The organism is Pseudomonas sp. GW821-FHT09E12 (assembly GCF_059416085.1).
Genome location: NZ_JBWKOM010000006.1, coordinates 152,932 through 179,307, shown reverse-complemented (window position 1 = coordinate 179,307; position 26,376 = coordinate 152,932). Strand labels below are relative to the sequence as shown.

General features: G+C 64.1%; 23 protein-coding genes. 14 read left to right on the top strand and 9 right to left on the bottom strand.

Features of this window, described 5'->3' with window-relative positions; translation table 11 throughout:
- Positions 1-114: 114 nt before the first annotated feature.
- Both AC07PQ_RS19060 and AC07PQ_RS19055 read right to left on the bottom strand, forming a co-directional pair.
- Entirely contained in the window at positions 115-1,563 is a 1,449-nt protein-coding gene (locus AC07PQ_RS19060; protein WP_493186112.1) for an aldehyde dehydrogenase family protein, read from the bottom strand.
- Entirely contained in the window at positions 1,560-3,197 is a 1,638-nt protein-coding gene (locus AC07PQ_RS19055; RefSeq protein WP_493186113.1) for a 5-guanidino-2-oxopentanoate decarboxylase, read from the bottom strand. Before AC07PQ_RS19055 ends, AC07PQ_RS19060 begins: the two co-directional genes overlap by 4 nt.
- Before the next feature lie 153 nt (positions 3,198-3,350).
- On the opposite strand from AC07PQ_RS19055, the gene AC07PQ_RS19050 reads away from it, so the two are divergent.
- Entirely contained in the window at positions 3,351-4,232 is an 882-nt protein-coding gene (locus AC07PQ_RS19050) for a LysR substrate-binding domain-containing protein (RefSeq protein ID WP_493186114.1), read from the top strand.
- A 150-nt stretch (positions 4,233-4,382) separates the two neighbouring features.
- On the opposite strand, the gene AC07PQ_RS19045 is transcribed toward AC07PQ_RS19050, so the two are convergent.
- Together AC07PQ_RS19045 and AC07PQ_RS19040 are read right to left on the bottom strand one after the other, a co-directional pair.
- Positions 4,383-4,997 carry an NAD(P)-dependent oxidoreductase gene (locus AC07PQ_RS19045; protein ID WP_101338922.1) on the bottom strand — a complete coding sequence of 205 codons (615 nt, stop codon included), beginning with the start codon at positions 4,995-4,997 and terminating at the stop codon, positions 4,383-4,385.
- A gap of 76 nt (positions 4,998-5,073) precedes the next feature.
- On the bottom strand, positions 5,074-5,958 hold the full coding sequence (locus AC07PQ_RS19040; protein ID WP_493186115.1) for an MBL fold metallo-hydrolase: 885 nt from the start codon (positions 5,956-5,958) through the stop codon (positions 5,074-5,076).
- A gap of 144 nt (positions 5,959-6,102) precedes the next feature.
- On the opposite strand from AC07PQ_RS19040, the gene AC07PQ_RS19035 reads away from it, so the two are divergent.
- Positions 6,103-7,008 carry a LysR family transcriptional regulator gene (locus AC07PQ_RS19035; protein ID WP_037035534.1) on the top strand — a complete coding sequence of 302 codons (906 nt, stop codon included), beginning with the start codon at positions 6,103-6,105 and terminating at the stop codon, positions 7,006-7,008.
- Positions 7,009-7,146: 138 nt separating this feature from the next.
- On the top strand, positions 7,147-7,323 hold the full coding sequence (locus AC07PQ_RS19030) for a hypothetical protein (protein ID WP_007929787.1): 177 nt from the start codon (positions 7,147-7,149) through the stop codon (positions 7,321-7,323).
- Positions 7,324-7,338: 15 nt separating this feature from the next.
- On the opposite strand, the gene AC07PQ_RS19025 is transcribed toward AC07PQ_RS19030, so the two are convergent.
- Positions 7,339-8,229 (bottom strand): helix-turn-helix domain-containing protein, encoded by an 891-nt coding sequence (locus AC07PQ_RS19025; RefSeq protein ID WP_053262424.1) that lies wholly within the window; start codon positions 8,227-8,229, stop codon positions 7,339-7,341.
- A gap of 186 nt (positions 8,230-8,415) precedes the next feature.
- Between AC07PQ_RS19025 and pobA the strand changes: the two genes are divergently transcribed.
- Complete coding sequence (gene pobA / locus AC07PQ_RS19020; protein WP_493186171.1) at positions 8,416-9,600, top strand: 4-hydroxybenzoate 3-monooxygenase; 1,185 nt, start codon at positions 8,416-8,418, stop codon at positions 9,598-9,600.
- A 77-nt stretch (positions 9,601-9,677) separates the two neighbouring features.
- Positions 9,678-11,195 (top strand): MDR family MFS transporter, encoded by a 1,518-nt coding sequence (locus AC07PQ_RS19015; protein WP_101338925.1) that lies wholly within the window; start codon positions 9,678-9,680, stop codon positions 11,193-11,195.
- A gap of 50 nt (positions 11,196-11,245) precedes the next feature.
- Here the strand turns inward: AC07PQ_RS19015 and AC07PQ_RS19010 are convergent, their stop codons facing one another.
- The 4 genes from AC07PQ_RS19010 to AC07PQ_RS18995 form a co-directional block, all read right to left on the bottom strand.
- Positions 11,246-12,082 (bottom strand): cache domain-containing protein, encoded by an 837-nt coding sequence (locus AC07PQ_RS19010; protein WP_037035532.1) that lies wholly within the window; start codon positions 12,080-12,082, stop codon positions 11,246-11,248.
- Between the two features lie 133 nt (positions 12,083-12,215).
- Complete coding sequence (locus AC07PQ_RS19005; RefSeq protein WP_493186116.1) at positions 12,216-13,052, bottom strand: ATPase; 837 nt, start codon at positions 13,050-13,052, stop codon at positions 12,216-12,218.
- 106 nt (positions 13,053-13,158) lie between these two features.
- The gene (locus AC07PQ_RS19000; RefSeq protein ID WP_009045338.1) at positions 13,159-14,151 is read right to left on the bottom strand and encodes an NAD-dependent epimerase/dehydratase family protein; all 993 of its coding nucleotides are present in this window, start codon (positions 14,149-14,151) and stop codon (positions 13,159-13,161) included.
- A 96-nt stretch (positions 14,152-14,247) separates the two neighbouring features.
- Positions 14,248-15,141, bottom strand: coding sequence for a LysR family transcriptional regulator ArgP (locus AC07PQ_RS18995; protein WP_493186117.1), 894 nt, complete (start codon positions 15,139-15,141; stop codon positions 14,248-14,250).
- A gap of 96 nt (positions 15,142-15,237) precedes the next feature.
- Here AC07PQ_RS18995 and AC07PQ_RS18990 point away from each other — a divergent pair, with 96 nt between their 5' ends.
- The 9 genes from AC07PQ_RS18990 (at position 15,238) to AC07PQ_RS18950 (ending at position 26,372) form a co-directional block, all read left to right on the top strand.
- Positions 15,238-15,639: an ACT domain-containing protein gene (locus tag AC07PQ_RS18990; protein ID WP_007929768.1), complete on the top strand. Its 402-nt coding sequence runs from the start codon at positions 15,238-15,240 to the stop codon at positions 15,637-15,639.
- Positions 15,640-15,644: 5 nt separating this feature from the next.
- Complete coding sequence (locus AC07PQ_RS18985) at positions 15,645-16,247, top strand: LysE/ArgO family amino acid transporter (protein ID WP_493186118.1); 603 nt, start codon at positions 15,645-15,647, stop codon at positions 16,245-16,247.
- 440 nt (positions 16,248-16,687) lie between these two features.
- Positions 16,688-17,284, top strand: a complete 597-nt coding sequence (locus tag AC07PQ_RS18980; protein ID WP_007929765.1) for a superoxide dismutase — start codon at positions 16,688-16,690, stop codon at positions 17,282-17,284.
- A gap of 305 nt (positions 17,285-17,589) precedes the next feature.
- Positions 17,590-19,641: a putative bifunctional diguanylate cyclase/phosphodiesterase gene (locus AC07PQ_RS18975; RefSeq protein ID WP_007929764.1), complete on the top strand. Its 2,052-nt coding sequence runs from the start codon at positions 17,590-17,592 to the stop codon at positions 19,639-19,641.
- A 163-nt stretch (positions 19,642-19,804) separates the two neighbouring features.
- Positions 19,805-21,148 (top strand): imelysin family protein, encoded by a 1,344-nt coding sequence (locus AC07PQ_RS18970; RefSeq protein WP_007929763.1) that lies wholly within the window; start codon positions 19,805-19,807, stop codon positions 21,146-21,148.
- 313 nt (positions 21,149-21,461) lie between these two features.
- Positions 21,462-22,889: a di-heme oxidoreductase family protein gene (locus AC07PQ_RS18965; protein ID WP_493186119.1), complete on the top strand. Its 1,428-nt coding sequence runs from the start codon at positions 21,462-21,464 to the stop codon at positions 22,887-22,889.
- Positions 22,890-22,919: 30 nt separating this feature from the next.
- Complete coding sequence (locus AC07PQ_RS18960) at positions 22,920-23,984, top strand: imelysin family protein (RefSeq protein ID WP_053262432.1); 1,065 nt, start codon at positions 22,920-22,922, stop codon at positions 23,982-23,984.
- Between the two features lie 2 nt (positions 23,985-23,986).
- Complete coding sequence (locus tag AC07PQ_RS18955) at positions 23,987-25,084, top strand: DUF1513 domain-containing protein (protein ID WP_493186120.1); 1,098 nt, start codon at positions 23,987-23,989, stop codon at positions 25,082-25,084.
- A gap of 136 nt (positions 25,085-25,220) precedes the next feature.
- Complete coding sequence (locus tag AC07PQ_RS18950) at positions 25,221-26,372, top strand: efflux RND transporter periplasmic adaptor subunit (RefSeq protein WP_493186121.1); 1,152 nt, start codon at positions 25,221-25,223, stop codon at positions 26,370-26,372.
- Positions 26,373-26,376: the final 4 nt, after the last annotated feature.

Sequence of the window (26,376 nt, the reverse complement as noted above, 5' to 3'; positions counted from 1 at the left end):
AGCTTGCTCGCGATAGCCGCAAGGCGGCGCTCTATCTGTCGCACGGCGTCATCCTTGACCCGCATCGCGAGCAAGCTCGCTCCTACAGAGAACCATCTCGCTCCAAAAGACTGTTTACTGCGCGCGAACCACGTGCTTGATCTCCTGGAACGCCTGCAACCCCCAAGGCCCCAGTTCGCGGCCGATGCTGCTCTGCTTGTAGCCGCCCCAGGCGGTCTGCGGGAAGATCACTTGCGGTGCATTGATCCACACCAGCCCGGCCTGCAAGGCATTGGCGACTCGCTCGGCGTTCGGCACATCGGCGCCGACCACACTGGCCACCAGGCCGAATTCGCTGTCGTTGGCCAGCGCGATGGCCTCGGCCTCGCTGGCGAAACTGCGCACGCAGAGCACCGGGCCAAAGATCTCCTCACGCCACAGCGCACTGTCGAGGGGCACTTCGGTGAAAATGGTCGGCCGTATAAAAAAGCCGCGCGTCAGCTCCGCAGGGCGTTCGCCGCCACACACCAGCTTGGCCCCGACACTCAACCCGCGATCGATATGGCCCAGCACGCGCTGGTATTGCGCCTGGTTGACCAGCGCACCCATCTCCACGTCCGGATCGAAAGGGTCCGCCACCCGAATCGCCTCGGCCCGTGCCTTGAGGCGCAGGAGGAATTCGTCCGCCAGCTCGTCGGCCACCAGCACCCGGCTGGTGGCGGAGCACATCTGTCCGGCGTTAAAAAAACCACCACTACAAGCCAGCTCCACCGCCAGTTCGAGATCGGCATCGGCCAGCACCAGCAGCGCAGATTTGCCACCCAGTTCCAGGCTCACGCCCTTGACCGTCTCCGCAGCGCGCTGCATGACCTGGACCCCGACCGCATTGCTGCCGGTAAAGGAAATCTTCGCCACCCGCGGATCGGCCGCCAGCGGCGCGCCCACCGCCAGGCCGGTGCCGCAGACCAGGTTGAACACACCCTTGGGCAAGCCGCTCCGGGCGATGATCGCCGCCAGTTCCAGTTCCGGCAGCGGGGTGACTTCCGAGGGCTTGAGCACCACGCTGCAACCGGCGGCCAGGGCCGGCGCGAGCTTCCAGGCGGTGGTGACCATCGGGAAATTCCACGGCACGATCAGGCCGACCACGCCACAGGGCTCACGCCGCACACGGGCGCTGAAATCATCGCTGGGCAGCGGCACATCGCGGTCCTGGGCGGCGTCCAGGCCTTCGGCCAGCCCCGCGTAATACTCGAAGGTAGCAATCACGTCGTCGACGTCGATGGCCGCTTCGAATTGCGGCTTGCCGTTGTTGCTCGACTGCAGGTGCACCAGGCGTTCACGACGCTCGGCGACACCGGCGGCGATCCGCCGCAACACCGCGCCACGCTCGGCGCCGCAGGTGGCGGCCCACTCGGCGAGCCCGGCCTGGGCGGCACTTACCGCCTGCTCGACGCTGTGTTGATCGCCGCCACCGACCACGGCCAGTGGCTCTTCGGTAGACGGATTGATCACCGGCAACCGCTCGCTGCCGGCATGCCACTGGCCATCGATGTACAGGCCGTTCAACAGGTTTGTCGGGTTCATGCCTGCACCGCCCGCATCCAGCCAGCCTGGTCGATTTCGATCAGGGTCGGGCCCTGGCGATCGCTGGCCGCACGCAACGCATCGCGCAATCCGTCGACGCTGTCGATGGCCTCGGCGGCGCAGCCCAGGGCCTTGGCCACGCCGATGAAGTCCGGCGTGTAGATGTCCACGCCCACCGGCTCGATGTCGCGGTTGACCATGTATTTCTTGATCTCTTCATAGCCCTGGTTATTCCACAGCAGCACGATGATTGGCGTGCGTGCTTCCACCGCGCAGGCCAGTTCCGACAGGGTGAACTGCAGGCCGCCGTCGCCGATCAGGCACGCCACCGGGCCCCGGGCCTTGCGTTCGGAAGCGCCACCGAGCCAGGCGCCGATCGCCGCCGGCAAGGCATAACCCAAGGTGCCGTAGCCGGTCGAGGAGTTGAACCAGCGGCGCGGACGCTCGGGGTTGAAGGTCAGGTTGCCGCTGTACACCGGCTGCGTGGAGTCGCCGACGATGACGATCTCCGGCAGCTCCTGCAGGACGGTTTCGAGGAACAGGGTCTGCGCCCGGGTCGGTGCGTCCCACTGCTGCTCCAGTGCGCTACGCAGGGCAGCGGCACGGGCCGCGCCCCAGGCGCTGTCGCGCTCGCTCAGCGGTTGTTTGCCCAACTCGGCCAGCAAGGCTTCGGTTGCGCTGTGCGCGTCGGCCACCAACGCCACTTTCGGCGGATAGTTGCGCACGGTCTGGTCAGGATCGATGTCGATGCGCAGCAGGGCGCCAGGAATCTCGAAACCACCAGCGAAAGTCACGTCGTAATCGGTTTCGGCCAGCTCGGTGCCGATGGCCAGGACCACGTCGGCATCGGTCACCAGGGCGCGGGTCGCCACCAGCGACTGGGTCGAACCGATCAGCAGCGGGTGCCGCGACGGCAGCATGCCCTTGGCATTGATGGTCAGGGCCACGGGCGCCTGGAGCGATTCGGCGAGGCGGGTCAGGGACGCGGCGGCATCGATCGCGCCACCGCCGGCGAGGATCAGCGGACGCCTGGCGCCGGCCAGCAACTGGCTCATCCGCGCGATGGCGGCGGGCGCGGCACCGGCCCGGGCAATGCTCACCGGCTCGCTGTCGAGCAGGTCGTCGGCCTCCTCCACCAGCACGTCGAGGGGGATTTCGATGTGCACCGGGCGCGGGCGGCCGGCCTGGAACAACGCGAAGGCGCGGGCCAGGACACCCGGCAGTTCCGCCGCCGACATCAGGGTATGGGAGAACGCCGCCACGCCGCCCACCAGGGCGCCCTGGTTCGGCAACTCGTGCAGCTTGCCGCGACCGCCGCCGAGCTGGCTGCGCGATTGCACGCTGGAGATCACCAGCATCGGAATCGAATCGGCGTAGGCCTGGCCCATGGCGGTGGTGATGTTGGTCATGCCCGGGCCGGTGATGATGAAGCACACCCCCGGCTTGCCACTGGTGCGGGCATAGCCGTCGGCCATGAAACCGGCACCCTGCTCGTGGCGCGGCGTGACATGCCGGATGCTCGAACGGGCCAGGCCGCGATACAGCTCGACGGTGTGCACCCCGGGAATGCCGAAGACCTGCTCGACGCCATAACCTTCGAGTAACTTGACCAACACTTCGCCGCACGTCGCCATGTCTTGCCCTTCTTGTTCGCTTGAGACGGTGTGCCTGGCTGGCCGCTGCATGGCCAGGCACGGGGAAGGCGTCATTGGAACGGGCCGCGTGTAGCGGGAACAATGGATAAAAAGTCATACTCGCCATGTCCTCACGTCATGCCTTGGCCCTTTATGAAACGCCTCCCGCCCTTGCCCGCGCTGCACACCTTTCTGATCACCGCGCGCTGCTGCAACTTCACCCACGCGGCCGAGCAGCTGCATATCACCCAGGGTGCGGTGAGCCGGCAGATCGCCGGCCTGGAGAGTCACCTGGGTTATGCCTTGTTCCAGCGCCAGGCCCGCGGCCTGAGCCTGACGGCCGAAGGCCGGGAATGGCTGCCACGGGTGGAACAGGTGTTCAGTCTGATCAGCGAGGGGGTGGAACAGGTCGGGGTGAACCGCGACACCCTGCAACTCAAGGCGTCCACCTGTGTGATGCGCTGGTTGTTGCCGCGCCTGATGCAGTGGCAGAAAGAGCGGCCGGACGTGCCTGTGCGGCTGACCACCACGGTGCAGCATGGGGTGGACTTCAGTCGCGAACAATTCGACGCCGCGGTGATTTACGGTGCCCCGCCACCTTCCACCCTCGGGGCCTATCACCTGTTCGACGAACAGCTGACGCCGGTGTGTTCACCTGCATTGCTCGAAGGGGCGATACCGCTCCAGACCCCGGCCGACCTGCAGCAACACATGCTGCTGCATCCGACCCTGGATACCCATGACTGGAGTACCTGGCTGAAAGCCTCGGGGACGGTGCTGAACAACATCGGCAAGGGCCAGCATTTCGAAACCCTGGACCTGGCGATGTCGGTTGCTTCCCAGGGGACGGGAGTGGCTATTGGCGATTGGGCATTGATCGGCGAAGACCTGAGCGCCGGGCGGCTGGTCATGCCATTTGAATTGAAGGTCCGTACGGGGCTGGGCTATTACCTGGTGCACCCCGATCGCTCGGCACCGTCGCCGCAGTTGCGGGCGTTGCTGGACTGGCTGGTGGAACAGGCCCGGGCCAGATAGCGCTGTAGCCCTGTAGCCGCTGGCGCAGCCTGCGATCGAGCGCGTAGTGGTCGTAATCCAGTCAACACGTTGTACCTGCAAAAACGCGGTATCTGGTTTTACGACTGCTGCGCAGCCGATCGCAGCCTCCGGCAGCGGCTACAGGATGTCTCAGTAACCGACCGTGAAACGCTGGCGGGAGTGCTTCGGTGTTTCCAGCTCATCGATCATGGCGATGGCGAAGTCGGAGAAGGTGATCCAGCTCTTGCCTTCGGCGCTCACCAGCAGATGGTCCTGGCCCAGGCGGAACTGCCCGCGGCGCTCGCCTTCGACGAACTCCGCCGATGGCGACAGGAAGGTCCAGTCCAGCTCTTTTTCCTGGCGCAGGGTATCGAGGAACACACTGCCGGCACTGGCTTCGGCCTTGTATTCGTCCGGAAAACCGGCGGCATCGATCACCCGGCTGCCGTCGGGCAACAGCAACGAACCGGCACCGCCCACCACCAGCAGGCGTTTGACCCCGGCCTTTTTCACCGGCTCGATCACGGCCTTGGGCGCGATGGTGGAAAAGTGCGCCGCACTGATCACCGCATCGTGACCAGCGATCGCCGCTTGCAACGCGGCGCCGTCCAGCACGTCGACCGCCTTGCTCACCACACCGGCGCGATTGCCGATTTTCGCCGGGTTACGGGCAATCGCGGTAACGCTGTGACCACGACGCAGGGCTTCTTCCAGCAGTTGGCTACCGGCACGGCCGGTGGCCCCAATGATTGCGATCTTGCTCATGACAGTTCTCCAGTTCCGATAAGTGACGCAAAGCCTTACAGGGAGTGCCCCCGCGCCAGGCGCGGGGACGGTCGAATCACCACTTCATTTCGCCCTTGGCGACCTTGGCGCTCAGCTCCAGGGAGCTGTCTTCGCCCAGGTCCGGGTAACGCTTTTTCATCGCCGCGATCAGTTCGGCGGAATCCTTGGCCTTGGCGGTTTCTTCATCGAAGGCCTTGATGTAGTCGGCGGTGAAATGCACCGGAGCCAGGGAGCGGGCGCTTTCGCCCAGGTAATGGCCGGGCACCACGGTCTGGGGTTTCAGCGCGGCGATGGTGTCCAGGGTCGTCAGCCAGTCCTTGTGGGATTGCGCGGTCTGGGTATCGGCCATCCACACATGGATGTTTTCCGCGACCACCACGCCACCGACGACCGCCTTGATCGACGGGATCCAGACGAAGGTACGGTCAGGTTGCTTGCCGTCCAGGCCGATGATGTCCAGCTTCTGCCCTTCCAGGGTCAGGCTGTGGCCCTTGAGCACGCTTGGCACAATGGTCTTGGCCGGTACGTCGGCGCCCATTTTCGGGCCCCAGAATGCGAGCTTGCCGTCGACCGTGGCCTTGATGTGCTCGACGGTCGGCTGCGACGCCACGACCTTGGCCTTGGGGAAGGCCCGGGTGATGGTGTCCAGGCCGAAGTAGTAGTCCGGGTCACCGTGGCTGATGTAGATAGTGGTCAGTTGCTTGCCGCTGGCGCGGATCTTTTCCACCAGTTGCTCGGCCTGGGATTTGCCGAACTGCGCATCCACCAGGATCGCTTCCTTCTTGCCGCTGACCAGCACCGAGGTCACCGGGAAAATCGCCGCGGCGCCCGGGTTGTACACATCCAGGCTCAGGGCCGGCTCGACGGCGGCGGCATGGGCGGCGAAACCCAGGGTGGCGGTGGCCAGCAGCAGGCGCTTGAGTGAGGTGAATCCGATCATGTGCAGCTCCGATGGTCTGTCGGCCGTAAGTGGCCAGGGGTAGGTGGCGATAGGTAAGTGGCGATGGAGATGAAGCTTAGTTGCCGCACTCGTTACAAAAAATGCGATGCTTGGACATAGTTTGTTTCTGAAAGCGGGCAAATCATGGATCGTCTTCAAGCAATGCGCGTCTTCGTCACCGTAGTCGACCTTGGCAGCCAGTCGGCCGCCGCCGACCACCTGGACCTCTCGCGGCCGGTGGTTTCGCGCTATCTGGCGGAACTGGAGGACTGGGTCGGCGCCCGGCTGATGCACCGCACCACCCGCAAGCTGAGCCTGACCGCGGCGGGCACGGAGATCCTGCCGCGCTGCCGGCAGATGCTCGAGTTGTCGACGGACATGCAGGCCGCCGTCAGCGAACCCGACGACGCGCCCCGCGGCTTGCTGCGCATCAGCGTCAGCACCTCGTTCGGCCAGGCACAGTTGGCCGATGCCATGGCCACCTACGTCAAGCGTTACCCCGGCGTCAGCATCGACCTGCAGATGCTCGACCGCACGGTGAACCTGGTGGACGAGCGCATCGACCTGGCGATCCGCACCAGCAACGACCTGGACCCGAACCTGATCGCCCGGCGGCTGACGGTCTGCCGCTCGGTGATCTGCGCCTCGCCGGCCTACCTGCGTGAGCACCCGGCGCCGCAACGCGTCGAGGAACTCAGCCAGCACAACTGCCTGACCCACTCCTATTTCGGCAAGAGCCTGTGGCATTTCGAGCAGGACGGCGAACAGGTTTCGGTCCCGGTGCAGGGCAATATCAGCGCCAACGAAGCCAGCACCCTGTTGCGCGCGACCATGGCCGGGGCTGGCGTGGCCATGCTGCCCAGCTACCAGGCCGGGGTGCATATCCACAGCGGCGAACTGGTGCGCCTGCTGCCCCACGCAGAACCCCGGCAAATGAACATGTACGCGGTCTACGCCTCGCGCAAACACATGCCGGCGGCCCTGCGCAGCATGCTGGATTTCCTGGTGCTGCGCTTCCCCGAGGAGCCGGAGTGGGACAAGGGCCTTTAAAGCCCGATAAGACCGCTGAATACCGCGTCAACACGCTGCCCGCGACCTGGCCGGCGGCCATGGCTGATCCACATGGCTGATCTATGCTGATAACAGTACCCCCACACGCGCAGGGGTATTCGTTCAGAGGTGTTTGCCATGAACATCAAAACAAGAAGATACCTGGCCATTTTCGTCACCTGCACCGCGACCCTGGCGCTGTATGGAACAGCGGCCTATCGCGTCGAGCAGGCCCGGCAACAGCCACGTGTCTACGCCAGTTGCAACGTCGACCAGTGCATCCCGCACAACGCGACCCTCAACTCCCTGAAATGATGCAGGCGCGCGGCGTCACGGTTCGTGATCGGTCTTCAGCCGGTCGCGGAAAGCCTTGGGCGAGATCCCGACCCGGCGGCGGAACAGCCGGGTGAAGTTGGTGGGATCGGAAAACCCCAGGGTGTCGGAAATCTCGTAGATGGTCATGCTGGTGTAGGTCAGCAGGCGCTTGGCCTCCAGCAGCTGACGCTCATGCATGATCTGCAGGGCCGGCTGGCCCGCCAGTTCACGGCAGGTGCCATTGAGGTGGGAAACGGAAATCCCCAGTTTGTGCGCCAGGTCCTCGACCTTCACATGCTCGCGATAGTGGGCCTCCACCAGTTGGATATAGCCATTGAAATACTCCCGCGCCCGCTGCGGTCGCTGGCTGGCGCTGCGGCGCCGGATCGCCTGGCGGCTGACCCACACCATGATCACGCTGACCAGCGAGTGCATGAGCATTTCCCGCGCCGGCTCACGCCCCTGGTACTCGTTCTGCAACGCGGCAAACAGGCTGTTCAGGTAGTCGCCGTCGGCGCCCGCCGGGTAGCTCTCGGCCACGGCCAGGGCATTCACCGAGTGCCCCAGCTGGGCTTGCAGATGGGCCATCAAGGGCGCCGCCAGGGTCACCACATAACCGTCGATGTCTTCGGAAAAACGAAAGCCGTGCACCGACAAGGCCGGCAGGATCTGCAGCGCCGACTCCCCCAGCAGCGTGCGCTGGCCTTCGATCTCAAGCTCGGCCTGGCCGCGATGCACGAACAGTAATTGACAGAGATCGGCATGCCGATGCGGCTTGATTTCCCAATGGTGCTCGCGGCTGCGCTTGGAAATGGTTTCGCAGTGCAGCAGGTCCGGTGTCGGCCAATCCAGGCTTTCCCCATAGAGTTTGAACACCGGAATTGAAGGCAAGGCAGGCTTATTCATAACTGCAATCCAGGCCTCTGGGTGACGGGCGATAATCGCACCGATTGGTGAAATGAACAGGTATCGGCTCAGTTTTCACCTTCAACTGACAGCATCACAAGTGAAAAATGCAGGCACTCGAAACATAAAAATCAGTCAGCGAACCTGTTCGCGTGAAGCTTGCGAGTCATAAAAACAATGAAAACCCTGAAAACTCAAGTCGCCATCATTGGCGCCGGCCCCTCTGGACTGCTGCTCGGCCAACTGCTGCACAAGGCCGGCATCGATACCCTGATCCTCGAACGACAAACCCCGGATTACGTACTCGGGCGCATCCGCGCCGGGGTGCTGGAACAAGGCATGGTCGACCTGCTGCGCCAGGCCGGGGTCAGCCAGCGCATGGACGCCGAAGGCCTGGTGCACGGTGGTTTCGAACTGGCCCTCGACGGCCGCCGGGTGGCCATCGACCTGCACGCCCTCACCAATGGCAAGAGCGTGACGATCTACGGCCAGACCGAAGTCACCCGCGACCTGATGCAAGCCCGCCAGGCCGTCGGCGCCCGGACCCTGTACCAGGCCGACAACGTGCGCCCCCACGACATGCACAGCGACCAGCCTTACCTGACCTTCGATTACCAGGGCGAGCCCCATCGCCTGGACTGCGACTACATCGCCGGCTGCGACGGGTTCCACGGGGTCGCCCGGCAGTCGATCCCGGCCGACAAGCTCAAGGTGTTCGAACGCGTCTATCCGTTCGGCTGGCTCGGCATTCTCGCCGACACCCCGCCGGTCCACGACGAACTGGTCTACGCCCGCCACGAACGCGGCTTTGCCCTGTGCAGCATGCGGTCGACCACCCGCACCCGCTACTACCTGCAAGTACCGGCAGAAGAAAATGTCGCCGACTGGTCCGATCAACGTTTCTGGGACGAGCTCAAGAGGCGCCTGCCCGAGGAGCTGGCCGAACGCCTGGTGACCGGGCCGTCGATCGAGAAAAGCATCGCGCCGCTGCGCAGCTTCGTGGTCGAGCCGATGCAATACGGGCGGCTGTTCCTGGTCGGCGACGCCGCGCACATCGTGCCCCCCACCGGAGCCAAGGGCCTGAACCTGGCCGCCAGCGATGTCAGCACGCTGTTCAACATCCTGCTCAAGGTCTACCGCGAGCAGCGCACCGACTTGCTGCAGAAGTATTCGCAAATCTGCCTGCGGCGGATCTGGAAGGCCGAGCGTTTCTCCTGGTGGATGACCGCGATGCTGCACCGTTTCCCCGACTCCGACGACTTCAGCCAGCGCATCGCCGAGTCGGAGCTGGCGTACTTCGTCGACTCCGAGGCCGGGCGCAAAACCATCGCGGAAAATTACGTCGGCCTTCCTTACGAGGCTATCGAGTAGGAGCCTATCGAGTACACTGGCGAGCATTCCCGCTCGCCTTGCACCCTGCGGGTCAATCACTGCCCGCAGGTTATTTCGTGTCCAATCCCAACCAGCCTGGCCAGCCCAAACCGGCTCTTCGCAGCGTACTGATCGCCCTGATGCTGGCGATCTTCCTCGGCGCCCTGGACCAGACCATAGTCGCGGTCTCCATGCCCGCCATCTCCGCGCAATTCAAGGACGTCAGCCTGCTGGCCTGGGTGATTTCCGGCTACATGGTGGCCATGACTGTGTCGGTGCCGATCTACGGCAAGCTCGGCGACCTCTACGGGCGGCGCAAGCTGATGCTGTTCGGCATGGGCCTGTTCACCCTGGCGTCGCTGTTCTGCGGCATGGCGCAGAACATGGAACAGCTGGTCCTGGCGCGGATCTTCCAGGGCATCGGCGCCGGCGGGATGATTTCGGTCAGCCAGGCGATCATCGGCGACATCGTGCCGCCCCGCGAGCGCGGGCGTTACCAGGGCTATTTCAGCAGCATGTACGCGGCGGCCAGCGTCGCCGGCCCGGTGCTCGGCGGCTACATGACCGAATACCTGTCCTGGCGCTGGGTGTTCCTGATCAACCTGCCCCTGGGCCTGGGCGCCTGGCTGGTGGCCAGGCGCAATCTGCGCGGGCTGCCGATTCCGCAGCGCAAACCGATCATCGACTACCTCGGCACGCTGCTGATGATCATCGGCCTGACGGCCCTGCTGCTGGCGATCACCCATTTCGGCCAGGGCCACGCCTGGCGCAGCAGCGAAGTGCTAGGCCTGCTGGCGTGTGCCGTCGTCGCCCTGGCCCTGTTCGCCTGGCATGAACGGCGCACGCAAGAGCCGCTGCTGCCCATGCACCTGTTCGCCAACCGCAACGCCATGTTGTGCTGGTGCACGGTGTTCTTCACCAGCTTCCAGGCCATCTCGCTGACGGTGCTGATGCCGTTGCGCTTTCAGAGCGTCACCGGCGCCGGTGCCGACAGCGCGGCATTGCACCTGCTGCCGCTGGCCATCGGCCTGCCGATGGGCGCCTACTTCGCCGGGCGCATGACCTCGGTGACCGGCCGCTACAAGCCGATGATCCTCGGTGGCGCCCTGCTGATGCCACTGACCGTTCTCGGCATGGCCTTCAGCCCGCCCCAGGCGGTGCTGCTGAGCAGTGTGTTCATGTTGTTCAGCGGGATTGCCTCGGGCATGCAGTTCCCGACGTCGCTGGTGGGCAGCCAGAACTCGGTGGAACAACGGGACATCGGCGTCGCCACCAGCACCACCAACCTGTTCCGCTCCCTGGGCGGTGCGGTGGGCGTGGCCTTGATGTCGGCGCTGTTGCTGGCGCTGTTGCAGGATTCCAGCTTCGCCCAGTTGAGCGGCTCGGCGCTGATCGGCGAAGGCCACTCGGGCAATGTGCTGCTCGACGGTCTGAACGCCGCGCCGGGTCCGGAACAGGGCGCCTTGCGGGCTGAGTTGCTGCTGACCTTCAAACACTTGCTGATGGTCAGCGCGGCGGTGTCGTTGCTGGGGTTGGCGGCGGCGCTGGCCATGCCCAACGCGCTGCTGCGCGGGCGTGAAGACAAGGTCAAATAACGGCATCGCCAACCAGCTCTTCCACAGGCGAGCTGGCTGGCGAGCGACCTTTACGGGCTGTAGTACCCCACCGCCACCAGGAAGTGCCCGACCTTGCGCAGGTAGGCGTGCTTGTCTTCCACCTTGGCCGTCACCGGGTTCTTCCAGCGGTACTCATACTCGCCCTGCTCCTGGGTGGCCATCAGCGCCAGGATCGGCTCGCCCACCGGTTTGCCGTCCGGGTCCTTGACCTTGCCGAAGTCGGTATTGATCAACCGCAGATTGGTGCCGTGGGCCACGTAGCGCTGGTTGTCCAGGTCGACCACGAACACATACAGGTCGTCCTGCAGGAAGCCGCCCTTGAGCGAGTTGATCGCTGTCAGCGTGCCCTTCTCGTCCTTGACCAGTTCGGTCGCCGCCTTATCCAGCAAGGCTTTGGCCTGCTCGGCGGAAGCCCGTGGCAGGTAATAGCCGACCGCCAGGATCCGCTCGCCGACCCGCTGGTAATACACATGCTTGCGCTCGACCTTGCCGTCGGCCCAGTTCTGCCAGCGGTATTCGGCTTGCTGGATGCCATTGCCCTCGGGAATCTTCAGCGCGTCCTTGAAGGCCTTTTGCAGATCCGGCCCAAGCACCTCGGAAACATCGCGGCCGATCAGCGCCGACGACGGCCCGCCACTGGCCAGCATCACCCCCTTGGTGTCGACCACAAACACGTAACGGTCCTTGTCGACGAACTCGCCCTGGCGGCTGAACGCGGCGAAGGCCTTGTCACCGTGGTCGTGGTAATAGGCCAGGGCCTTCTCCAGCAGGGCCTTGGCCGCCGTGGCATCGTCCGCCGCCTGGACCTGGCTGGCGCAGAACATCAGCAACCCTCCCAGCACCGTGGCTCTAAGCAATCCCCTCATTGCGCGTCCCTCGTTCTTGTTGGTGTTTCAAGAGCGTAGACGGCTGTGGGATATGGTCGAGTATTCAGCGAAGCAGGGAGGCGAGAAGCAAAACCGCGACCTTCCCACGCCACGCGCGGGAAGGTCGCCAGGGTCAGGGGCGGGTATTGAGCTGCTGCTGCAGGTTCTGGATCTGGCTCTGCAGGGTATTGATGTTGCGAGTGACCTGGCCGCGGAAAGCGTCGAACTCGGCGGTGTTGGTGCCGCCCTGGGCCGCGGCGGGACGATTGTCCTGCTGGCTCTTGAGCACGATGATGTCCTGTTCCAGACGCTCGATGGCGGCGCTCGGGTTGCCCTGTTTCTTCAAGGCCGCGATCTCGGCGTTCAGGCCCTTGAACTGGGCATCGACCTTGCTGGTGTCGGCAGGCGCGCTTTTCAGGGCGGCCAGTTCGCTGCTCAAGGTTTTCACCTGTGCCTGCAACTGGGTATTGGCCGCCTGCTGCTCGGTGGCCTGCGCGGTCATCTGGGCCAGGCGCTTGTCCAGGTCCGTGGCCTGCCCGGCCACGCCTTGCTGCTGCTTGCCCTGGTCCTGCAGGCGGCTTTCCAGCTGCTTGATCTGCAACTTCAAGGCTTCGCTGTCGCTGTTGACGCTGGACTGGCTGGCCACCACCTTGCCGGAAATATCCTGCAGGCGCCCCGCCGCTTCTTCGCTGATGCGGGCGAAACTTTCCTGGGTGGCGACCAGTTGCTGCTCCATCAGCGAGATCTGCTGGAAGCTCCACCAGGCCAGGCCGATAAAGGCGAAGAACAAGGCGCCGACCAGCGCCCAGAGCGGCCCGGCATTCGGGGTCTTGACCTTGGCGGCCGGCACGCTGCGCGAATGCACCGAAGTACGCGCGCGGCCCGCGGCGGTGGTCGGAAAATCATCGTCGAGGGTATCGGCACGCAGGCTTGGAACATCGTCGAAGTCGTCGTTGGCATCGTTACGCATGGGGAAACCTTTCTAAACCGCGGTGATCGCTGAATGCGGCGAGTATAAACCGCTAACCCGCCGCCCTGATCGACCCTGAACCCCGAACTCGGTTCAGTGTTTATTTTCAGCGTATGTCCTGGGCCTTCCACCAGCCGCAGAATTCATCCAGGGCCGTCCACAGGCTGACCTTAGGTTCGTAATCCAGATAATGGCGGGCGCGGCTGATATCCAGGGTGAAGTTCTTGTTCATCACCTGCATGCCCAGGCGCGACAGGGTCGGCTCCGGACGGCCCGGCCAGAGCTTGCAGAAGCCTTCATTGAGGGCCGCCACGCTGTAGGCCAGGCCAAAGGAGCGGTAGCGCGTGACCTGCGGCACGCCCATCTGGCGCATCACATAGTTCACCACGTCCCACAACGGCACGGGCGCGCCGTTACTGATGTTGTAGGCCTTGCCCAGGGCCGAGCCGCTGGCCAGCAGACTGCTGAGCAGCGCTTCGTTGAGGTTCTGCACACTGGTGAAATCGACCTTGTTCAGGCCGTTGCCGATGATCGCCAGACGGCCCTTGCGCTGCATCTTCAACAGGCGCGGGAAAATGCTCATGTCGCCGGCACCGGTGACAAAACGCGGGCGCAGCGCCAGCACCTCCAGGCCGAACTCCTGGGCGCCGAACACCTTCTGCTCCGCCAGGTATTTGGTGGCGGCATAAGGGTGCTTGAAGCGCTTGGGCACCTGCTCCTCGGTCAGGCCCAGATGGTCGCGACCGTCGAAATAGATCGACGGCGACGACAGGTGCACCAGGCGCCGGACATGGCGCTTGAGGCAGGCTTCTACCACGTTTTCGGTGACCAGCACGTTGCCCTGATGAAAATCCTGATAACGCCCCCAGAGCCCCACCGCCCCCGCGCAATGCACCACCGCATCGACGTCGCGACACAGGTCGCGCACCAGATCCGCGTCGCTCAAGTCGCCCTGGACGAACTCGGCCCCGCGCCGCACCAGATGCTCCACACCTTCGGCCCGACGCCCGTTGACCCGTACATCCAGGCCCTGCTCAAGGGCAAAACGCGCGAAGCGTCCACCAATGAAGCCGCTTGCGCCGGTGACCAGAATTTTCATGACTTGCTCCGATTGCTTTCGTGTTTCATGCCTGTCGCACACTTGTGTTGCATGGGGTGTTGCAGGGTGTCTTGCCTGATGCCTTGACGCCCGACGTCACACCAACGGCACCAGCCATTGCGCCGAAGAACGCACCAGGTGCTCGGTGAGCAGGCCCAGCAGTTGGCCACCATTGCGCCAATGATGCCAGTACAGCGGCACATCGATCGGCTTATCTGGCAAAAGCTCCACCAACACACCCCGCGCCAACTGGTCGCGCACCTGCAATTCGGGCACCAACCCCCAGCCCAGGCCGGCCTCGGTCAGGCGGATGAAACCCTCGGACGAGGGACACAGGTGATGCTCGAACCCGCCATCGACCCCCAGTGCCGCCAGATAGCGGTGCTGCAGGAAATCGTCCGGGCCGAACACCAGGGCTGGCGTGCGGGCCAGGCGCTCGGCTTGCACGCCTTGCGGAAAATGCCGCGCAAGGAACGCCGGGCTGGCCAGGGCACGGTAGCGCATGGCACCCAGCAGCACACTGCGGGCGCCCGCCACCGGCCGCTCGCTGGCGCAGACACAGGCCGCCACTTCGCCGGCGCGCATGCGCTTGAGGCCCACGGTCTGGTCTTCGACGATCAGGTCGAGGAGCAAGTGCTGCTCGGCACAGAAGTCGCCCACCGCCTCGGCCCACCAGGTGGCCAGGCTGTCGGCGTTGAGGGCGATGCGCAGACGCTCCGGCAAGCCTTCCTCGTCCAGGGCCGGCACCTGGCTCTGCAGGTCGCGTTCGAGCAGGCGTACCTGCTGCACATGGTTGAGCAGGCGCCGGCCGATTTCCGTCGGCGCCGGCGGCGTGACCCGCACCAGCACCGGCTGGCCGATCCGCGCCTCGAGCAGCTTGATCCGCTGGGAAATGGCCGATTGCGACAACCCCAGCACCTGCGCAGCACGCTCGAATCCGGCCTGTTCGATCACCGCGGCCAGGGCGGACAGCAATTTATAGTCGAACATCAGTTTTCCTAATGAGCGATCAGTAATATTGGTTTTTCTTATACAGCCTGCAACCGGAGAATAGCCAGCATGCTTTCTCGTTCAAGGACCTTTTTCATGGCTGGCGAAACCTCCCTCGATACCCTGCTGCGCAGCATGAGCCCGCAGCTCAACCACGGCGACTACGTATTCTGCTCCATCGCCGATCGCGCGCTGCTCGAAGGTAGCGACGTCCTGGGCAGCTTTCGCGAGCAGGAAGGACTCACGGTGATCCTCGAGCGCCAGCAGGCCGAACGCCTGGGGCTGGGTTTCGATTACGTCGCGGCCTGGATCACCCTGAATGTGCATTCGGCCCTGGAAGCCGTCGGCCTGACCGCCGCGTTCGCCAGCGCCCTGGGCAAGGCCGGGATCAGTTGCAACGTGATCGCCGGCTACTACCACGATCATCTGTTTGTCGCTAAGGCCGATGCCGAACGCGCCATGGGCGTGCTGCGGCAACTGGCCTCGGGCGAGGAGTAAACACCATGTGGCAGAGCTACGTTAACGGGCTGCTGGTGGCGGCCGGGCTGATCATGGCAATCGGCAGCCAGAATGCGTTTGTCCTGGCCCAGAGCCTGCGCCGTGAACACCACCTACCGGTGGCCGTGCTGTGCGTGACCTGCGATGCGTTGCTGGTGGCGGCCGGGGTATTCGGCCTGGCCACGGTGCTGGCGCAGAGCCCGACACTGCTGGCAGTTGCCCGCTGGGGCGGCGCCGCGTTCCTGATCTGGTACGGCAGCCAGGCCCTGCGTCGCGCCTGTTCCAGGCAGAGCCTGCAACAGGGCGAGAACCAGACCGTGCGCTCGCTGCGCGCGGTGCTGCTCAGTGCGCTGGCGGTGACCCTGCTCAACCCCCATGTGTACCTGGACACGGTGCTGCTGATCGGCTCGCTGGGCGCGCAACAGACCGAGCCTGGCGCCTATGTGGTCGGCGCGGCCAGTGCTTCGCTGCTGTGGTTTTTCACCCTCGCCCTCGGCGCCGCATGGCTGGCTCCGTGGCTGGCACGGCCGAGCACCTGGCGCATTCTCGACCTGCTGGTGGCGGTGATGATGTTCAGTGTCGCGGTTCAGTTGATGACCACCGGGTGATTTATTCCAAAAGGCTAAGGGGATGCCCTCGCTAAATGACGAGCGCGCCGCCGCCCCGCAAAGCGCAAGACTAGGCGTGAGGAGCGTGGTTTGGTGGTCCAAATGAGCGACGAACAACGACGGATTGCGCTTTGCGGGGCGACGGCCCTTCGGGTTGGCGCTGTGATCGTGCCATGCTGCGTTGCGGGACTTGAAGAGGCAAAAAGCATCCTCTGCGTCCCGCGCCTTGCCTGGCACGATCACAGCGCCAACGCGTTTCGTCATTTAGCGAGGGCATCCCCTTGAACCTCTATCCCACACAGTTGTTGCGTGGTTATGCCGCACCCCCGGTGCTATGATCCGAACCCTGCGCCGCAAAGAGTACAAACTCCCCGGCGCTTGTCTGGCCGCCCGTGATCGGCCTTGCGCTCACCGCAACTGACCTGATTAGGAGAATCATCATGGCTTTCGAATTGCCGCCGCTGCCTTACGCACACGATGCCCTGCAGCCGCACATTTCCAAGGAAACCCTGGAATACCACCACGACAAGCACCACAACACCTATGTCGTGAACCTGAACAACCTGGTGCCAGGCACCGAGTTCGAAGGCAAGACCCTGGAAGAGATCGTCAAGTCTTCCTCGGGCGGTATCTTCAACAACGCCGCTCAGGTCTGGAACCACACTTTCTACTGGAACTGCCTGGCACCAAATGCCGGCGGTCAACCAACCGGCGCACTGGCTGAAGCCATCAACGCCGCTTTCGGTTCGTTCGACAAGTTCAAAGAAGAATTCACCAAGACTTCCGTCGGCACCTTCGGTTCCGGTTGGGGCTGGCTGGTGAAAAAGGCTGACGGTTCCCTGGCCCTGGCCAGCACCATCGGCGCCGGCAACCCGCTGACCAGCGGCGACACCCCGCTGCTGACTTGCGACGTCTGGGAACACGCTTACTACATCGACTACCGCAACCTGCGTCCAAAGTACGTCGAAGCGTTCTGGAACCTGGTCAACTGGAAATTCGTGGCCGAGCAGTTCGAAGGCAAGACCTTCGTCGCCTAAGCCCGTTTGCAGTCAAAAAAACCCGGCATTGCCGGGTTTTTTCGTTTTACCGGCAAGGGCCAGGTTTGCCGCGCCAGCCCGGCGGACCAACCTCTCTATTCAGCTAAAAAATCTCCGCCGTCCCTCAAGTTGCAAGGCTTGGCTACCGACATATAACCGATAAGCGCGGATATGCTGGCTCCCGGCATTCCAACCAAGCCTACAGGTGAAATATCCTGGGCCTGATTGTCCCTTTGACTGCCATCACGGGATTGCCAATACTCATGGCAACTTGACGCTACCCGCACGGAACAAGGAATAACCCTTTGAAGCTGGAACTCAAAAACAGCTTGTCGGTGAAGTTGCTCCGGGTTGTGCTGCTGTCGGCACTGATAGTGGGCGTAGTGCTGAGCTGCGCACAAATCGTCTTCGATGCTTATAAGACTCGGCAGGCGGTCGCGAATGATGCCCAGCGCATTCTCGACATGTTTCGCGACCCCTCGACCCAGGCCGTCTACAGCCTGGACCGCGAAATGGGCATGCAAGTCATCGAAGGCCTGTTCCAGGACGATGCTGTGCGCATGGCCTCCATTGGCCACCCCAACGAAACCATGCTCGCGGAAAAAACCCGTGAGTTGCAGAATTCCCCCAGCCGCTGGCTGACCGATCTGATCCTCGGCAAGGAGCGCACCTTCACCACCCAACTGGTGGGTCGCGGGCCCTACAGCGAATACTACGGCGACCTGAGCATCACCCTCGACACGGCCACCTACGGCCAGGGATTTATCGTCAGCTCGGTGATCATTTTCATTTCCGGCGTACTGCGCGCCCTGGCCATGGGCCTGGTGCTGTACCTGGTTTACCACTGGCTGCTGACCAAGCCGCTGTCGCGGATCATCGAGCACCTGACCACCATCAATCCGGACCGCCCCAGCGAACATCAGATCCCGTTGCTCAAGGGCCACGAGCGAAACGAGCTGGGGATCTGGATCAATACCGCCAACCAGTTGCTGGCATCGATCGAACGCAACACGCACCTGCGCCATGAAGCGGAAAACAGCCTGCTGCGCATGGCCCAGTACGACTTCCTCACCGGCCTGCCCAACCGCCAGCAGTTGCAGCAGCAACTGGACAAGATCCTGATCGACGCCGGCCGCCTGCAACGCCGGGTCGCGGTGCTCTGTGTCGGCCTCGACGACTTCAAGGGCATCAACGAACAGTTCAGCTACCAGACCGGCGACCAGTTGCTGCTGGCCCTGGCCGATCGCCTGCGGGCCCACAGTGGTCGCCTGGGCGCCCTCGCCCGCCTTGGCGGCGACCAGTTCGCCCTGGTCCAGGCCGATATCGAACAACCCTACGAAGCCGCCGAACTGGCGCAGAGCATTCTCGACGACCTGGAAGCACCGTTCGCCCTCGACCACCAGGAAATCCGCCTGCGCGCCACCATCGGCATCACCCTGTTCCCGGAAGACGGCGACAGCACCGAGAAGCTGCTGCAGAAAGCCGAGCAGACCATGACCCTGGCCAAAAGCCGGTCGCGCAACCGTTATCAGTTCTATATCGCCAGCGTCGACAGCGAGATGCGCCGGCGCCGCGAACTGGAAAAAGACCTGCGCGAAGCCCTGAGCCGCGAGCAGTTCCACCTGGTCTACCAGCCGCAGATCAGCTACCGCGATCATCGTGTGGTCGGGGTCGAGGCGCTGCTGCGCTGGCAGCATCCGGAACACGGCTTCGTCCCGCCGGACCTGTTCATTCCCCTGGCCGAGCAGAACGGCACCATCATCGCCATCGGCGAATGGGTGCTGGACCAGGCCTGCCGCCAACTGCGCGAATGGCATGACCTGGGCTTCAGCGACCTGCGCATGGCGGTCAACCTGTCCACCGTGCAACTGCACCACGCCGAGCTGCCGCGGGTGGTCAACAACCTGCTGCAGATCTACCGCCTGCCGCCGCGCAGCCTGGAGCTGGAAGTCACCGAAACCGGCCTGATGGAAGACATCAGCACCGCCGCCCAGCACCTGTTGAGCCTGCGCCGCTCGGGGGCGCTGATCGCCATCGACGACTTCGGCACCGGCTACTCGTCCCTGAGCTACCTCAAGAGCCTGCCGCTGGACAAGATCAAGATCGACAAGAGCTTCGTCCAGGACCTGCTGGATGACGACGACGATGCGACCATCGTGCGGGCGATCATCCAGCTGGGCAAAAGCCTGGGCATGCAGGTGATCGCCGAGGGCGTGGAAACCGCCGAACAAGAGGCCTACATCATCTCCGAAGGCTGCCACGAAGGTCAGGGTTATCACTACAGCAAACCCCTGCCGGCACGGGAGCTGAGCGCCTACCTGAAACAGGCCCAGCGCAGTAACGCGGCCATCCTCTGAAGACCCGATTGCGCGCATAAGCCTGATCCAGCGCAATCGCTTCCTGAATAGGAAATATTTACAACCGCAACCCTTTACACATAATGCAAATCTTTCGCATTATGTCGCAGTTTTGCGCGTCCCCCGCGCCACTCCACCCCTCTCTCGAAGCAGGATGTTCGCCATGATTCGTATGCCTCTGGCTACCGCCAGTCTGTTGGCCATCGCTATTTCCCTCGCCGGTTGCGGCGAAGGCAAAGACCAGGCTGCCGCGCCGCAAGCCGCTACCCCAGCCGCCAGCACCGCAGCCCCGGCCACCGCTCCTGCGGCCGGCAAGGTCGATGAAGCGGCGGCCAAGGCGGTCGTCGCGCATTACGCCGACATGGTCTTCGCCGTGTACAGCGATGCCGAATCCACCGCGAAGACCCTGCAGACCGCGATCGACGCCTTCCTCGCCAAGCCCAACGCCGACACCCTGAAAGCCGCCAAGGCTGCCTGGGTCGCGGCTCGCGTGCCTTACCTGCAGAGCGAAGTGTTCCGCTTCGGCAACACCATCGTCGACGACTGGGAAGGCCAGGTGAACTCCTGGCCGCTGGACGAAGGCCTGATCGATTACGTCGACAAGTCCTACGAGCACGCGCTGGGTAACCCGGGCGCCACCGCCAACATCATCGCCAACACTGAAGTCCAGGTCGGCGAAGACAAGGTCGACGTGAAAGACATCACCCCGGAAAAACTCGCCAGCCTCAACGAGCTGGGCGGTTCCGAGGCCAACGTCGCCACCGGCTACCACGCCATCGAATTCCTGCTCTGGGGCCAGGACCTGAACGGCACCGGCCCTGGCGCCGGCAACCGTCCGGCTTCCGACTACCTGGAAGGTGCCGGCGCCACCGGCGGCCACAACGACCGTCGCCGTGCCTACCTGAAAGCCGTGACCCAACTGCTGGTCAACGACCTGGAAGAAATGGTCGGCAACTGGAAGCCGAACGTGGCCGACAACTACCGCGCCACCCTGGAAGCCGAGCCGGCTGAAAGCGGCCTGCGCAAAATGCTGTTCGGCATGGGCAGTCTGTCCCTGGGCGAACTGGCGGGCGAGCGCATGAAGGTGTCCCTGGAAGCCAACTCCCCTGAAGACGAACAGGACTGCTTCAGCGACAACACCCACAACTCGCACTTCTACGATGCCAAGGGCATCCGCAACGTGTACCTGGGCGAATACACCCGCGTCGACGGCACCAAGCTGACCGGCGCCAGCCTGTCGTCGCTGGTGGCGAAAATCGACCCGGCCGCCGACACCGCATTGAAGGCCGACCTGGCCGCCACCGAAGCCAAGATCCAGGTCATGGTCGATCACGCCAACAAGGGTGAGCACTACGACCAGTTGATCGCCGCCGGCAACGACGCGGGCAACCAGATCGTGCGTGACGCCATCGCCGCGCTGGTCAAGCAGACCGGTTCGATCGAACAGGCCGCGGGCAAGCTGGGTATCAGCGACCTGAACCCGGACAGCGCCGATCACGAGTTCTGATCAGCGTTGCGGGAATGAAAAGGCGACCTTCGGGTCGCCTTTTTTGTGCCTGTCTATGACGCGGCCCCTGTAGCCGCTGCCGCAGGCCGCGATAAGGCCGCAGGCCTTCAGCGATCTTGAAACCCTGCGCCCCCTTCGGTGGCGATCGCAGCCTGCGGCAGCGGCTACAGGACCAGACCAGAGCCGGGGGACAGGGACAGGCAGGCTTCGCTTGCGTTGTCCCACGTCAAGCGGAACGATAATTCCTCTTATTCAAACTCCCCTGCCCTGTTAGACTTTGCGCCCTTGTTTTGCTCGTCCTGCAGGATATCCGATGCCCCCGTCGCTGCTTCGCTGGTCTGCGCTGTTCATGGCCTTGAGCCTGAGTGCCTGCGATGACGCCCCGCGTTTTACCCAGGCCGAGCCGGGCGAAGCGCGTTCCGGCGGTGAAGCGACCGTGCGCAAGAGCGACCAGAACGCCTTTTCCATGCCGTCGGCCAACCTGTCGCCGACCCGGCGCCTGGACTTCAGCGTCGGCAACAGTTTCTTCCGCAGCCCCTGGGTAATCGCTCCCTCGACCACCACCGCCCGCGATGGCCTGGGCCCGCTGTTCAACACCAACGGCTGCCAGAACTGCCATATCAAGGACGGCCGCGGCCACCCGCCGACGCCCGACTCGGACAACGCCGTGTCGATGCTGGTGCGCCTGTCGATCCCCAATGAGCCGACCTACGCCAAGGTCATCGAGCAGTTGGGCATAGTGCCCGAACCGGTGTATGGCGGGCAGTTCCAGGACATGGCGGTGCCTGGCGTCGCCCCGGAAGGCAAGGTGCGGGTCGAGTACGAGCCGCTGACCGTGCGCTTCAAGGACGGCAGCGAAGTCGAACTGCGCAAGCCGAAGCTGCAGATCACCCAGCTCGGTTATGGCCCGATGCATCCCGACACCCGCTTCTCGGCCCGCGTGGCGCCGCCGATGATCGGCCTGGGCCTGCTCGAAGCCATCCCCGAGGCGGCGATCCTGGCCAATGCCCAAGCGCAAGCCAAGGCTGGCAATGGCATTGCCGGACGGCCGAACCGGGTCTGGGACGATGCCCAGCAAAAGACCGTACTCGGGCGTTTTGGCTGGAAAGCCGGACAACCCAACCTCAATCAACAAAATGTTCACGCGTTCTCTGGTGATATGGGCCTGACCACCAGCCTGAGACCCTTCGATGACTGCACCGACGCCCAGACCGCCTGCAAGCAAGCCCCCAACGGCAACGGGCCGGATGGCGAACCGGAAGTCAGCGACAACATCCTGCGCCTGGTGCTGTTCTACAGCCGCAACCTCGGGGTGCCGGCGCGGCGCGAGGTTGGCTCGCCACAGGTGCTGGCCGGCAAGAACCTGTTCTACCAGGCCGGCTGCCAGTCCTGTCATACCCCCCGGTTCACCACCGCCGCCGACGCCGCGGAACCCGAGCTGGCCAATCAAGTGATCCGCCCCTACAGCGATCTGCTGCTGCATGACATGGGCGAAGGCCTGGCCGACCACCGCAGCGAATTCCAGGCCGGCGGCCGCGACTGGCGCACGCCGCCGTTGTGGGGGATCGGCCTGACGCAAACGGTCAGCGGCCACACCCAGTTCCTGCATGACGGTCGCGCCCGCAACCTGCTCGAAGCCGTGCTCTGGCACGGCGGCGAGGCCCAGGCGGCGCAGCGACAGGTTTTATCCTTCAATGCCGAACAGCGCGCTGCGTTGCTGGCATTCCTGAATTCTCTTTAACGCCTTCTTACAAGAAACGGGAGCCCGAACATGTTCCGTCCCAAGCTGTTGTTCACCAGCCTTGCCGCGCTCGCCCTGGGCGCCTGCTCGCCGCAGGACCCACAAGCCGTGACCTCGGCGGCCATCGCCAAACAGGTGATCCTGCCGACCTACAGCCGCTGGGTCGAAGCCGACCGCCAGCTGGCGATCAGCGCCCTGGCCTTCTGTGAAGGCAAGCAAAGCCTGGACACCGCCCGTGCCGACTTCCTGCACGCGCAGAAAGCCTGGGCCGAACTGCAACCCTTGCTGATCGGGCCGCTGGCCGAGGGCAACCGCTCCTGGCAAGTGCAGTTCTGGCCGGACAAGAAGAACCTGGTCGGCCGTCAGGTCGAACAGCTGGTCAGCGCCACGCCGCAGATCGACGCCGCCGCCCTGGCCAAGTCCAGCGTCGTGGTACAAGGCCTCTCGGCCTACGAATACATCCTGTTCGACAGCAAGATCGACATGGCAAACAGCGAGCAGAAAGCCCGCTACTGCCCGCTGCTGAGCGCCATTGGCGAACGCCAGAAGCAGCTCGCCGAAGAGATCCTGTCGCGCTGGAACACCAGCGACGGCATGCTCGCGCAGATGAGCAAGTTCCCCAACCAGCGCTACGCCGACTCCCATGAGGCCATCGCCGATCTGCTGCGGGTCCAGGTCACCGCGCTGGATACCCTGAAGAAGAAGCTCGGCACGCCGATGGGCCGTCAGAGCAAGGGCATTCCACAGCCGTTCCAAGCCGACGCCTGGCGCAGCCAATCGTCCATGCAGAGCCTGGAAGCCAGCCTCGCCGCAGCCCAGACCGTCTGGGCCGGGGTCGACAACAAGGGCCTGCGCGGCCTGTTGCCGGCCGAGCAGAAGCCGCTGGCCGACAAGATCGACGCCGCCTACACCGCCTCGCTGAAGCTGTTCGCCAGCACCCAGCGTTCGCTGACCGAGCTGCTGGCCGACGACGCCGGCCGCCAGCAACTGAACGATATCTACGACAGCCTCAACGTCGTCCACCGCCTGCACGAAGGCGAGCTGGCCAAGGCGCTGGGCATCCAACTGGGCTTCAACGCCAACGACGGTGACTGATCATGCTGCGACGTCAGGCTCTGGCACTCGGCAGCCTGCTGCTGAGCGCCGTCACGCTGGGTGGCTGGACGCTGTTCAAGCACAAGGACCAAGGCCCGCTGCTGCTCTCGGCGCGCGATGACGGCGACGGCAAGCACTACGCCGTCGGCTATCGCCTGGACGGCACGCAAGTGTTCGCCACCCGGGTCGGTCAACGCTGCCATGACATCGTCAACCACCCGACGCTGCCAATCGCCCTGTTCGTCGCCCGTCGCCCGGGCACCGAAAGCTACCTGATCGACCTGCGCGACGGCACCCTCCTGCAAACCCTGGCCTCGCAGCCGAACCGGCACTTCTATGGCCACGCGGTGATCCACAAGAGCGGCGACTGGCTGTACGCCACCGAGAACGACACAAGCGATCCGGGTCGTGGCCTGCTCGGGGTGTACCGCTTCGAGGGCGAACGCCTGGTGCACAGCGGCGAGATCCCGACCCACGGCATCGGCCCGCACCAGGTGTCGTGGATGCCGGACGGCGAAACCCTGGTGGTGACCAACGGCGGGATTCGCACCGAAGCGGAAAGCCGCGTCGAGATGAACCTCGACGCCATGGAGCCGAGCCTGGTGCTGATGCAGCGCGACGGCAACCTGCTGAGCAAGGAAACCCTGGCCCAGCAGATGAACAGCGTGCGTCACATGGGCATCGCCGGCGACGGCACCATCGTCACCGGCCAGCAGTTCATGGGCGACGTCCATGAGTCGTCGCAACTGCTGGCGATCAAGCGCCCGGGGCAGCCGTTCCAGGCCTTCCCGGTGGCCGAGCACCAGTTGCAGGCGATGGCGCATTACACCGCCAGCGTCGCGGTGCACAGCGAACTGCGCCTGGTGGCCCTCACCGCCCCGCGCGGCAACCGCTTTTTCATCTGGGACCTGGACAGCGCCGAAGTGCGCCTGGACGCGCCCTTGCCGGACTGTGCCGGGGTCGGTGCGGTGGCGGATGGTTTTGTCGTGACCTCGGGCCAGGGGCGCTGCCGCTTCTACGACTGTCGCCAGAAACAACTGGTGGCAACCCCCCTGGATTTGCCGGCAGGGCTCTGGGACAACCATTTGCACCTGGTCTAGTTTTTCGCCACCGCGCAGGATTGGAAAACAGGACTCTGGATGACCGGATTGTCATCTGGAAGCCCCCGAAAAGTCGGAGTAATGTCTTCGGCAATCAGCTTGGTTTTCCCAGCTTCGTTTTCCAAGGAACCGGAATATGCTGCGTCGCCGCATGTTTATCATGTTGGGTGTCGTCCTGCTGATCGTGCTGTTGCTGGCAGGCTACAAGGCCTTCTCCATCTATCAGCAGGTCAAGCTCTTCTCGGTGCCCAAGCCGCCGATCAGCGTGGCCGTGGCCACGGCTCGCGAACAACCGTGGCAAACCCGCCTGCCCACGGTCGGCACCCTCAAGGCCCTGCAGGGGGTCAACCTCAGCCTGGAAGTGGCCGGGACCGTCAAGGAGCTGCAGTTCGAGTCCGGGCAGAAGGTCAGCGCCGGGCAGCCCTTGCTGCAACTCGACAGCGACGTGGAAAGCGCCCTGCTGGAAACCGCCCAGGCCGACCTGGGCCTGTCCCGGCTGGACTTCGGCCGCGGCAGCCAACTGGTGGGCAGCCAGGCAATTTCCCGCGGCGAATACGATCGCTTGTCGGCCCTGCTGCAAAAGAACAAGGCCACGGTCAATCAGCTCAAGGCTTCGCTGGCGAAAAAACGCCTGCTCGCGCCCTTCAGCGGCACCATCGGCATTCGCCATGTGGATGTCGGCGACTACCTCGCCAGCGGCACGGTGATCGCCACCCTGCAAGACCTCAGCAGCCTGTACGTGGACTTCTTCGTCCCGGAACAGGCCGTGCCGAAAATCGCTCTGGGCCAATCGGTCAGCGTGATGGTCTCCGCGTATCCGGCGGAACAGTTCAGCGCCACCATCAGCGCCATCAACCCCAAGGTCGAAGACACCACGCGCAACGTGCAGGTGCGCGCCACCCTGGCCAACCCCGACGGCAAGCTGCTGCCGGGCATGTTCACCAACCTGCAGGTGCTGCTGCCCGATCCTCAGCCCCGGGTGGTGGTACCGGAGAGCGCCATCACCTACACCCTGTACGGTAACTCGCTGTACGTGGTGGCCGAGAAAAAGGCCGCCGATGGCAGCCCGGAAAAAGACGACAAGGGCCAGCCGGTGCTGGTCGCCGAGCGGCGCTTCATCGAAACCGGCGAACGGCGCAACGGCCTGGTGCTGATCAACAAGGGCGTGAGCAGCGGCGAACAGGTGGTGAGCGCCGGGCAGATCAAGCTGGACCATGGCGCCCACATCGCCATCACCCCGGACAAGATGCTGCCCCCCGAACAGAGCGGCCAGCCACGCGCGAACTGATCAA

Coding starts and splice junctions, on each gene's coding strand:
- AC07PQ_RS19060 (WP_493186112.1), bottom strand. CDS start 1,563: ATGAACCCGACAAACCTGTTGAACGGCCTGTACATCGATGGCCAGTGG.
- AC07PQ_RS19055 (WP_493186113.1), bottom strand. CDS start 3,197: ATGGCGACGTGCGGCGAAGTGTTGGTCAAGTTACTCGAAGGTTATGGC.
- AC07PQ_RS19050 (WP_493186114.1), top strand. CDS start 3,351: ATGAAACGCCTCCCGCCCTTGCCCGCGCTGCACACCTTTCTGATCACC.
- AC07PQ_RS19045 (WP_101338922.1), bottom strand. CDS start 4,997: ATGAGCAAGATCGCAATCATTGGGGCCACCGGCCGTGCCGGTAGCCAA.
- AC07PQ_RS19040 (WP_493186115.1), bottom strand. CDS start 5,958: ATGATCGGATTCACCTCACTCAAGCGCCTGCTGCTGGCCACCGCCACC.
- AC07PQ_RS19035 (WP_037035534.1), top strand. CDS start 6,103: ATGGATCGTCTTCAAGCAATGCGCGTCTTCGTCACCGTAGTCGACCTT.
- AC07PQ_RS19030 (WP_007929787.1), top strand. CDS start 7,147: ATGAACATCAAAACAAGAAGATACCTGGCCATTTTCGTCACCTGCACC.
- AC07PQ_RS19025 (WP_053262424.1), bottom strand. CDS start 8,229: ATGAATAAGCCTGCCTTGCCTTCAATTCCGGTGTTCAAACTCTATGGG.
- AC07PQ_RS19010 (WP_037035532.1), bottom strand. CDS start 12,082: ATGAGGGGATTGCTTAGAGCCACGGTGCTGGGAGGGTTGCTGATGTTC.
- AC07PQ_RS19005 (WP_493186116.1), bottom strand. CDS start 13,052: ATGCGTAACGATGCCAACGACGACTTCGACGATGTTCCAAGCCTGCGT.
- AC07PQ_RS19000 (WP_009045338.1), bottom strand. CDS start 14,151: ATGAAAATTCTGGTCACCGGCGCAAGCGGCTTCATTGGTGGACGCTTC.
- AC07PQ_RS18995 (WP_493186117.1), bottom strand. CDS start 15,141: ATGTTCGACTATAAATTGCTGTCCGCCCTGGCCGCGGTGATCGAACAG.
- AC07PQ_RS18990 (WP_007929768.1), top strand. CDS start 15,238: ATGGCTGGCGAAACCTCCCTCGATACCCTGCTGCGCAGCATGAGCCCG.
- AC07PQ_RS18985 (WP_493186118.1), top strand. CDS start 15,645: ATGTGGCAGAGCTACGTTAACGGGCTGCTGGTGGCGGCCGGGCTGATC.
- AC07PQ_RS18980 (WP_007929765.1), top strand. CDS start 16,688: ATGGCTTTCGAATTGCCGCCGCTGCCTTACGCACACGATGCCCTGCAG.
- AC07PQ_RS18970 (WP_007929763.1), top strand. CDS start 19,805: ATGATTCGTATGCCTCTGGCTACCGCCAGTCTGTTGGCCATCGCTATT.
- AC07PQ_RS18965 (WP_493186119.1), top strand. CDS start 21,462: ATGCCCCCGTCGCTGCTTCGCTGGTCTGCGCTGTTCATGGCCTTGAGC.
- AC07PQ_RS18960 (WP_053262432.1), top strand. CDS start 22,920: ATGTTCCGTCCCAAGCTGTTGTTCACCAGCCTTGCCGCGCTCGCCCTG.
- AC07PQ_RS18955 (WP_493186120.1), top strand. CDS start 23,987: ATGCTGCGACGTCAGGCTCTGGCACTCGGCAGCCTGCTGCTGAGCGCC.
- AC07PQ_RS18950 (WP_493186121.1), top strand. CDS start 25,221: ATGCTGCGTCGCCGCATGTTTATCATGTTGGGTGTCGTCCTGCTGATC.